Raw genomic sequence first — 8,494 nt, 5'->3', positions numbered from 1 at the left:
ATCCGCCGCTACATCATCTGGCGAAACAACCACGCCGCCGACCAAAAACTACGAGAAATCGTCAACAAGGCAAACGTTGCCTGATACGGCACTAGGCTGCCAGGACCGGATCCGCCACTAGTACAAGGGGACACGACGATGCAGAGCCCGACTGCTCAGGGGACGAACGACGGTGTGCGGCCGGCACGCACGTGGCCGTCGGTCCTCGGCACGCTCACCGACGGACGTGACCTCTCGGTGGACGAGGCGAAATGGGCGATGGACGAGATCATGTCCGACAATGCCACGTCCGCGCAGATCGCGGCGTTCGGTGTCGCCCTGAAGATGAAGGGCGAGACACCGGAGGAGTTGCGCGGACTGGCGGACTCGATGCTCGCGCACGCGCGCAAGGTCCCCGTCGACGACGACGTCGTCGACATCGTCGGAACCGGTGGTGACCGATCCAACACCGTGAACATCTCCACGATGGCGTCACTCGTGGTCGCGGCGACCGGCATTCGCGTCGTCAAGCACGGAAACCGGGCGGCGTCGTCCAAGAGCGGTGGGGCGGACGTTCTCGAGGCACTCGGGGTGAAGATCAATCTCGGTCCCGACGAGGTGGCGCGCTGCGTCCGGGAGGTCGGCATCGGCTTCTGCTTCGCGCCGGTGTTCCATCCCGCCTTGCGGTTCGCGGGCGCGCCGCGCAAGGAGATCGGCATCCCGACCGTCTTCAACGTGCTCGGACCGCTCACCAATCCGGCTCGTCCGCGGGCCGGCCTCATCGGCTGTGCGTTCCCGGGCCTGATCTCGGTGGTGGCCGGTGTGCTCGCGCAGCGCGGCAACTCGGCGCTGGTGGTGCGGGGCGACGACGGCCTGGACGAGTTGACGACGTCGACCACGTCGACCGTGCACGTCGTAGCGGACGGGGCGGTGACCACCCGTCGACTCGACCCTCGCGACATCGGGATCGCACGGGTGTCGCTCGACGAACTGCGCGGCGGCGACGCCGACGTGAACGCGGCGGTGGCGCGGCGACTCCTCGCCGGTGAGACCGGACCGGTACGCGACGCGGTTCTGCTCAACGCCGCGGCGGCGATCGCGGCGTTCCGGGGACTCGGCGGCCGCACGCTCGAAGACGCGCTGTCGGACGGATTCTCGACGGCGGCGCAGTCGATCGACAATGGAGCGGCCGCGACGCTGCTCGCACGGTGGGCCGAACTCACGTCGGGTCTGGCCACCAGCAAATAGCCGGCGAGCTATTCGCCGATCGAGAAACCCGCTTCGACGTCGGCGCTGGAATAGGACTGGAACGCGATGTGCGTCGCCGTCCGGGAGACGCCGTCCACCTTGTTGATTCCCTCGGTGACGACCTCCGCGATCTTCGCGTGGTCCCGGACCCGCACGATCGCGATCAGGTCGACGTCGCCTGCGCAGGAATAGACCTTGTCGACGCCCTCGATGTCGGCGACGGCCTGAGCGGTCTCCGGGATGCGGTGGGCTTCGGCGTGGATCAGGACGATGGCGTTGATCATGATCGCCAGCCTAAGCGGTGGTCGGCGGAACCCGGCGCGGGTGGTCGGGTCTCTGCGTCCCGTGTCGACGCGCTCCCCGCTCGCGCAAGTGCGCACCACTCGGACCAGGATCCGGCGCCCCGTGCGGGCTCGCACCAGCCCGAGGAGGCGCTGACGATGCGGATGTCCTCCTGGTCGAGCCAGCGCGCCAGCAGTCCGGCCTCCTCGGGGGACGCGCCGCGAAGGGGAGTTGCGTCGGGAACGACGGTTTCGGCGGTGAGGACGAGCGCATCGACCACCGGCATCGGATGGATTCCGCGCCGGGCGCAACCCGCGGACGCGAGTCGCCCGGAACGGATCACCGCGAACTCCCAGCCGCCGGTCGGGGCCGGGCGAGCGGCCACGAGCTGATCGAGGGCGGTGAGGGCGGCCAGGCGCTGCATCCTGCGTAACGCGAGCACGACCTCCGCTGTGCGATCACGCAGGCGTGCGGCGTTCTCGAACAACTCGCCGGCGGCCAGCTCCTCCACCCGTGAACGCATGCGGCGCAGCGGAGCGTCGTCCAGGCCGCGCAGGAACTGGCGGAAGAGCTCCGGCCCGGGACGGTAAGCCCCCTCCGTGTCGCGGCCGTGGAGGGACGCCGGGCAGCGTCCGAGCTCGCGGAGCGGGCACTGTGCACCGTGCTCCCTTCCCTTCGGGATGCGGCTCGTGCAGGTGCGGAGAATGCAGTACTCGGCGAGGACGTCGGCGACGTCGACGGCGGTCGAGCGGGACCGGAACGGACCGAGCGAGTCGGCGGTCGGGGTCCGCACCACCGACAGCCGGGGGAAGGCCTCCGCGGTGAGCGTGATCCACCAGCCGCGTTTCGGGTACTTGGACCTCCGGTTGTACGGCGGCGTGTGGGCGGCGAGCAGCCGGAGCTCGCGCACGCCGGCCTCGAGCGCGTGCGCGCACTCGACGTGGTCGATCCGGGTGGTCAACGCCACCATTTCCTTCATCCGGCCACGCGTCTCGGAGCCGGTGAAGTAGTTGCGCACCCGCCGGCGCAGATCGGTCGCCGTGCCCACGTAGAGGACCTCGTCGGACGGTCCGCGGAACAGGTAGACGCCGGGAGCGTGGGGGAGATGGCCGGCGAGCGCGCGTTTCGCCCGCTGGTGGGAAGAGACGTCGGGAAGGTAGTCGACGAGCTCGGTGAGACTGTGCACTCCCTGATTGCCGACTCTCGCGATGAGGGCGTGCAGGACGTCGACGGTGGCACGGGCGTCGTCGAGTGCCCGGTGGGTCGGAGTGGTGCCGACGTCGAACAGCCGGGCCAGCGACGACAGCTTGACCGACGGCGCTTCGTCGCGGCTGAGGACGCGCCGGGCCAGTTTGACGGTGCAGAGCACGGTGAACTTGGGCCAGGGGGTGTCGGTGGCGGACGCCGCGGCCTTGAGGAAGCCCGTGTCGAACGGGGCGTTGTGCGCGACCAGCACCGCCCCGCGTGCGAACTCCAGGAACGCCGGCAGCACTCGCTCGATCCGCGGGGCATCGATCACCATGGCGGTGGTGATGCCCGTGATCTCGACGATGTGCGGCGGGATGGACCGTCCCGGGTCGACGAGAGTGGCCATTTCGGCGATCACCTCGCCGCCGCGGATCTTCACGGCACCGATCTCGGTGATGGCGTCCTCGCCCGGCCGCGCGCCGGTGGTCTCGAGATCGACCACCACGAACGTGGTGTCCCGCAGTGGGGTGTCGAGCTCGTCGAATCTCAGCTGTTCGGGCACACCGGGGACACTCACGGCTCAGAGCGTATGGACGGGCACCGACAGAACCGCCCGGGGAGGCCGGAGAGACGAGGATCACACTGTCGCTCGCGGGCGGCGGTCGCGGGGGGTGTGAGGGTCGGGCACGCGACCGTGAACGAGGGGTTCGTGCGGGGCGGGGACCGGTGTCGGCGGGTCCGGCGCGTGCCACTGGTTCGGTCCGCGGCACCCCCGTTGAACAGCAGGAACGCGGTGCGAGAAGAAATCGGGGAGTTGCGAGGCTTCGCGAAATGCCCACTCCCGCTGTCGAAAAGAGATCGGAAACAAACCGCCTGTTATCCAGTTGTTACCGAATGCGGGTATCGCGCGCCCGGAAGCCCGGAATCGGCCCAAACGGACACTTTCCGCGTGTTCCGGTCGACATCGGGGTATTCCATTTCGTAACCTTCCTGAGACCTAGCGGAGTCTCGCAGCCCCAACACCGGGGCAGCATCGCTAGTCACCGCCTAATCGGCCACTCGCGAGAGCGGTCGTACCGGGAACCCAAGTTTCTACTGGGGTGAATCCCGCCGGGACGTCCTCACGCACCGGTGGGTAGGGCTGATCTTCCCAGCCCGAACCCGTCAGCTAACTCGGTCGGCGGATGAATGGAAGAAACGGAGTACCCCTTTCGTGGCGTCACAAGTTTCCAAGCGGAATGTGCGACGGGCAGTCGTCGCCGGCGCGCTCGCACTCGGAGCGCTCACCGCTACCGCGGCCCCCGCGGCCGCAGATCCCGTCACCATCCCCGGAGTCGGAACCTTCGAGATCCCGGGTGTCGTCATCCCGCAGATCCCCGGTGTCCCGAACCTGCCCGCGCCCCCGGCGCCCGCCAGCAGTGCAGGTGACAAGGCCGTTCAGGCCGCTCAGACCAAGCTCGGCTCGCCGTACGTCTACGGCGCCGCCGGCCCCAACTCGTTCGACTGCTCCGGTCTGGTGCAGTGGGCGTTCAAGCAGGCCGGACTGAACCTGCCGCGCACCAGCTACGCGCAGGCGGCGGCAGGCACGCCCGTGTCGCAGTCCGATCTCCGCCCCGGCGACGTGATCTCCTTCTACGGCGGATCGCACTCGGGCATCTACGCCGGCAACGGCAACGTGATCCACGCCTCCACCGAGGGTCAGCCCGTCAAGTTGGCGCCCATCGCGTCCATGCCTTTCGACGGCGCACGCCGCTACTGATCCACGCACGAGGCGAGGCATCCACCGAGTCGAGGGCGGGGATGCACGGGGTAGCTTCGTAGGATCTCGCACGACCACCGAGGGTGGGTTCGAATTCCGATTCGAACCCACCCTCGATGTCGTTGCGCCCCAGGCAGACAGCGTGTCGTTCACCCGCCGGGTGGTCCCCGCCACCCCGTTCGTGACATGGGTGGACACCAACGTATGCCATTCCGTAACCTATCCGAGACCTTGCGAAGTCTTGTCGCGCCAACCGGGCGGCAACGCGGGGTCACCACCTCTTCGGCACTCCACGGTCGCATCGGCCGAGGAAATCCCTGAGCCGCACCGGACACCCGACTCGGCTGGTGGAGATCGACGATCGGAGAACCGCATTTCCGTGGCCTCACACAAGATGAAGCGCTCCCTGGGCAGCGTGCTGACAGCCGGCGTGCTGTCGGTGGCGCTCGTGTCGCTGCCGGCGATCCAGGCGGGTGCAGACCCGGTCACCACCAACCCGACCGATGCGCTGACGAAGCTCGGTGACCTGTCGCGGCAGTCCGAGCAGACGTCGGAGGCACTCCACAACGCGCAGATCGATCTCGAGACCAAGCAGTCGGCGCAACGCGACGCCGACGCCACGCTCGCGGCAGACCAGGGTGTGCTCGACGCCGCCAACGCGCGCGTCGCCGTCTTCGAGCCCGTGGTGAACAAGCTCGCCACCGCCAACTACCAGGGCGCACGGACCAATCGCCTGTTCGCCGTGATGGTGAGCGATTCGCCGCAGCAACTCCTGGACCAGATGTCCGCTCTGGACGCCATCTCCAACGACACCGCCAACCAGGTCGCGCAATTCCAGTCGGCAACGTCGGAAGCCACGAAGGCGGCCGAGGCGTCGAAGCAGTCCGCTGATTCCGCGCGGTCCGCGACCGAGCAGGCCAAAGCGGTGAGCGACGATCTGCAACGCAAACAGAGCGACCTGCAGGCGCAGATCGCCGACGTGATCAAGGCATTCGGAGATCTCACCGGCGCCGAACGCGACCAACTGGCGGGGACGCCCTTCCCGCCCGGCTTCGACCCGAACACGATCCTTGCGCATCTCACCCCCGGCTCGGGTACGAGCGCGCTGCAGGCAGGCATGACCCGCATCGGCGACCCGTACGTGTGGGGCGCCACCGGTCCGGACGAATTCGACTGCTCGGGACTCGTCGTGTGGGCGTACAAGCAGATCGGCAAGACGCTGCCGAGGTCCAGTCAGGCGCAGGCCAGCGGCGGCACCCCGGTGTCCCGCGACGCCCTGCAGCCCGGTGACGTCGTCCTCTTCTACAACGACGCGTCCCACGTCGGTCTGTACGCCGGAAACGGCAACATTCTCCACGCCTCGACGTTCGGTGTTCCGGTGAAGATCGAGTCGATGGCGAAGTTCCCCTTCTACGGGGCGCGCCGCTACTGACGGCGACCGTCCGACGGCGGCGCCCGGGCGTGCTCATACACTCACCGGCGTGCCCGCTTCAGACCCGTCTCCCGCAACGGATCCGACCTCGCGCCGTCAGGCGCGCCCGTGGGAGCTGGCCGCACTGGCCGGACTCGTCCTCGCCGTGGTCGTCGTACTCGCACTGACCGGGTTCTCCCGGACCGAGCGGGGCGCCGACGGAGCCGTCGGCACCGCGCAGGCCGACGCCGAGGCGCGGGCGGCAGCCGTCCAGACGCTCCTCGACACCTGGGCGTCGGCCGTTCGGGCGAACGACGCTGCCCAGCTGTCCGGCCTGATGGATCAGGCGGCGGCACCGGGATTCCTGGCCGCCGAGATGCGGCGGGCGGGCAACGTTGCCGGTGTGGAGTTCTCGGACTGGGGCTACGAGATCGCCGACGGCGCAGAGACGGCGGTGCCGTCGAGTCTCGTCGACGCGCTCGGGGCCGACGAGGTGTGGGCGCCCGCCGTTCAGCTCCGCTACGCGATCGCGGACGAGAATCCCACCCGCAAGCCGGTGGCTCTCGTCGTCGCCCGGCGCGGCGACCGCTGGGCACTGGTCAGCGACAACGCCACCGTGGACGGCGAGCGACGGACCTGGCGCGGACCGTGGGATTTCGGACCCGTCGTGTCGCGCCGCGTCGACACCGGTGACGGGACATCGGTGGTGCTCGGACATCCCGAGAACGCCACCATGGTCGACCGGCTGGCGGACGAAATCCCCGCCGCCGTCGTCAACGCCACCCAGCTGTGGGGTTCGGACTGGGCGGGCCGCGCGCTCGTGTGGGTCGCGGGATCGCAGGACGAGTTCACGGCGCTCGTCGGCCCGAATCACGACGGACGCGACATCGCCGCCGTCGCCATCTCGGACGCCGTCGACCCCGAGGCCGCCACGGTCACCGGGCAGCGGATCGTGTTCAGCCCGGCGTCGGCGGACCGGCTGACCGAGGTCACCCGGCGGGCGATCCTGCGGCACGAGCTGATCCACGTGGCGGCGCGCGCCGAGACGGTGGACCGCTCACCGATGTGGGTGCTGGAGGGCTACGCGGAGTACGCGGCCTATCGGGGTACCGGCGAGGCCGGACGGCAGATCGCGCCGGCACTGACCGCGCAGGTGGGCGCCGAGGGTCCGCCGACCGAGTTCCCCGAGGACACCGACTTCTCCGGATACGGCGAACGCGGCTCGGTCGCCTACGAGACGGCGTGGTCGATCAACGCGTTCGTCGCGGAGCAGTACGGCGAATCGAGGCTGACGGAGCTGTACCGGACGCTGGCCGTGGGGGACGCAGACCCGGAGACGGTCGACGGACGGCTGTCCGACGTTCTCGGCGTCGACGCCGATCAGTTCCGGGACCGCTGGACCGACTGGGTGGGCGCTCACCTGGGATGACCCTGCGTCGGTTGCCGCACGGCCCACCGCCTACGGTGATCACATGCGCCGAACCCTGTTGGTGACGAACGATTTTCCGCCGCGACCAGGCGGAATTCAGTCGTACCTGCACACCTTCGCCAAGCACCTGCCCGCCGACGACCTGGTCGTCTACGCTCCGCGCTGGCGCGGCGACTCGCACATCAAGTTCGATGCGCGGCAACCATTTCAGGTCGTCCGGCACCCCACCACCTTGATGGTGCCCACACCGTTCGTCGCGCGCCGCGCCGCCAAGTTACTCGCCGAACACGACTGTACGGGCGTCTGGTTCGGCGCAGCCGCCCCGCTCGCGCTGCTGAGTTCGACGCTGCGCCGCGCCGGGGCGGAACGAGTGGTCGCGAGTACCCACGGGCACGAGGTCGGCTGGTCGATGCTCCCCGCGGCCCGCCAGGCCCTCGGACGGATCGGCGACCGGACCGACGTCGTCACGTATGTCAGCCGGTACACGAGGGGCCGATTCGCGTCCGCGTTCGGCGCGAGTGCCGCGCTCGAACACCTGCCGCCCGGAGTCGACACCGACCTGTTCACCCCGGACAGCGGGGCGCGGGCCGAACTGCGGTCGCGCTACGGGCTGGGGGAGCGGCCGACGGTCCTGTGCCTGTCCCGTCTCGTGCCGCGCAAGGGCCAGGACATCCTCATCAAGGCGCTCCCGGGCATCCGCGAGCACATCGACGGTGCCGTGCTCGTGATCGTCGGCGGCGGACCCTACGAGGACCGACTGCGCGCGCTCGCGCTCTCGGTGGGGGTGGAGGACCACGTCGTGTTCACCGGCACGGTGCCGTCCGCGGAGCTGGCGGCCCACCACACGATCGCCGACGTGTTCGCGATGCCGTGCCGCACGAGGGGCGCGGGACTGGACGTCGAGGGACTCGGCATCGTCTTCCTCGAGGCGTCGGCCACCGGTGTGCCGGTCATCGCAGGACAGTCCGGTGGCGCCCCGGAAACGGTGCGGCAGAACGAAACCGGGATGGTCGTGGACGGCACGTCGGTGGCCGAGGTGGCGCGTTCGGTGATCTCGGTGCTGTCGGATCGCGACCGCGCGGCCGCGATGGGTGCGGCCGGCCGCAGATGGGTCAAGACGGAATGGCGATGGGACGTGCTCGCCGCCAAGCTCCAGGCGCTGCTTGCGTGACCGCCCGTGAGTACTTCTTAACCGCGG

At 69.4% G+C, this 8,494-nt stretch carries 7 protein-coding genes and 1 riboswitch; of the genes, 5 read left to right on the top strand and 2 right to left on the bottom strand.

Translation table 11 applies throughout. From position 1 onward, the window contains the following. Positions 1-138: 138 nt before the first annotated feature. Complete coding sequence (trpD, locus tag ACFVJ3_RS14055) at positions 139-1,227, top strand: anthranilate phosphoribosyltransferase (protein ID WP_378452592.1); 1,089 nt, start codon at positions 139-141, stop codon at positions 1,225-1,227. Positions 1,228-1,235: 8 nt separating this feature from the next. Here the strand turns inward: trpD and ACFVJ3_RS14050 are convergent, their stop codons facing one another. Next, on the bottom strand, positions 1,236-1,511 hold the full coding sequence (locus ACFVJ3_RS14050; protein WP_005247708.1) for an Lrp/AsnC family transcriptional regulator: 276 nt from the start codon (positions 1,509-1,511) through the stop codon (positions 1,236-1,238). Beyond that, complete coding sequence (locus ACFVJ3_RS14045; protein ID WP_378452591.1) at positions 1,508-3,274, bottom strand: DEDD exonuclease domain-containing protein; 1,767 nt, start codon at positions 3,272-3,274, stop codon at positions 1,508-1,510. The genes ACFVJ3_RS14050 and ACFVJ3_RS14045 overlap by 4 nt, the downstream gene beginning before the upstream one ends. Before the next feature lie 457 nt (positions 3,275-3,731). Then, a riboswitch (cyclic di-AMP (ydaO/yuaA leader) is annotated at positions 3,732-3,896 on the top strand. Between the two features lie 14 nt (positions 3,897-3,910). On the opposite strand from ACFVJ3_RS14045, the gene ACFVJ3_RS14040 reads away from it, so the two are divergent. The 4 genes from ACFVJ3_RS14040 (at position 3,911) to ACFVJ3_RS14025 (ending at position 8,467) form a co-directional block, all read left to right on the top strand. Next, positions 3,911-4,456, top strand: a complete 546-nt coding sequence (locus ACFVJ3_RS14040) for an NlpC/P60 family protein (protein ID WP_378452590.1) — start codon at positions 3,911-3,913, stop codon at positions 4,454-4,456. Between the two features lie 379 nt (positions 4,457-4,835). Further along, positions 4,836-5,888 carry an NlpC/P60 family protein gene (locus ACFVJ3_RS14035; protein WP_378452589.1) on the top strand — a complete coding sequence of 351 codons (1,053 nt, stop codon included), beginning with the start codon at positions 4,836-4,838 and terminating at the stop codon, positions 5,886-5,888. A 49-nt stretch (positions 5,889-5,937) separates the two neighbouring features. After that, the gene (locus ACFVJ3_RS14030) at positions 5,938-7,296 is read left to right on the top strand and encodes a hypothetical protein (protein WP_378452588.1); all 1,359 of its coding nucleotides are present in this window, start codon (positions 5,938-5,940) and stop codon (positions 7,294-7,296) included. A 43-nt stretch (positions 7,297-7,339) separates the two neighbouring features. Then, entirely contained in the window at positions 7,340-8,467 is a 1,128-nt protein-coding gene (locus tag ACFVJ3_RS14025; protein WP_378452587.1) for a glycosyltransferase family 4 protein, read from the top strand. The last annotated feature ends 27 nt before the right edge of the window (positions 8,468-8,494 follow it).

The sequence above is a fragment of the Rhodococcus sp. NPDC127593 genome (assembly GCF_042671975.1).
GTDB lineage: Bacteria > Actinomycetota > Actinomycetes > Mycobacteriales > Mycobacteriaceae > Rhodococcus_F.
This window is presented reverse-complemented; position numbering and strand designations above follow the sequence as displayed.